Below are 983 nucleotides of genomic sequence, written 5' to 3'. Positions count from 1 at the left end.
GTAATAGCCACCATGGGCACACCAAAGAACAATTTAACCAGTTCAGTCAAACGCGAAAATGCAGGCTCATTACAAGTGTTAAGCACGTCGTATTCATGTAGCTTAGCGATACGTAAATGCTCATCTAACGCCAGCGGATAAGTATGAATAGACAAAACCGTCTCCAAGTTAATAAGAAGTAATGGGTCAGACCCCAGCTTGTTTGCTCAGCATTTGTAATGCCTCACTAACCATAATCATTGCCACTACAGAGGTTACCGCAACTGCAGAGCCATAGCCGCCACATTGTAACCCGCCTGTCTGACAGCTTTTGTCTACGCGCGGCGGCTCAGTTGAGTATACGCACCTAATACCGAATTTATCTTTTAGAGCGCTATTGATGCCTTTTTCATGGCGCAGCTTGTTACGTAACCGCGCTAACAATGGATCTTGATAACTGTCCTTTAGATCGCTGACTGTAATCTGAGAAGGGTCTATCTTGCCCCCTGCCCCACCTGCACAAACGAGCTTTAGCTTATTAAAACGGCAATGTAATGCAATAGCCAGTTTGGCACTCATATCATCTACGCAGTCCAATATCACAATCGGCCTTTGCTCAGCTGCGGCAGCTTTTGCCTCACTCCGATTGGGTAATAATGTAGAGACATTCTCAACTGTTAAAAAGTCATCTACCAAGTGCAAAGTGAGCTTTGGGTTAATCTCTTGCAAACGTGCGCCCAGTGCTGCTATCTTACTTTGCCCAAAGGTACTATCAAGCGCAGGTAGCTGCCGATTGACATTGGAAGCCACCAATACATCTAAATCAACTAACGTAATATTGCCTACTGCGGTACGCGCTAATGCTTCAGCAGCCCAAGAGCCTACGCCGCCCACTCCAATCACATAAACATGTGCTGCAGCAAAGACATCGAATGCTGCCATACCATACAATGTCTGCGTCCCCTGAAAGCGTCGCTCATATTGTAAATCTGTATTGACAACCT

1 protein-coding gene is annotated in these 983 nt (G+C 45.9%); it reads right to left on the bottom strand.

Features of this window, described 5'->3' with window-relative positions; all coding sequences use genetic code 11:
• Positions 1 to 186: 186 nt before the first annotated feature.
• Positions 187 to 983, bottom strand: a 797-nt coding sequence (locus ACS8FD_RS17180; protein ID WP_439276739.1) for a tRNA threonylcarbamoyladenosine dehydratase, incomplete at its 5' end; no start/stop codon positions are given.

Source organism: Psychrobacter sp. 1U2 (genome assembly GCF_051847575.1).
This window is presented reverse-complemented; position numbering and strand designations above follow the sequence as displayed.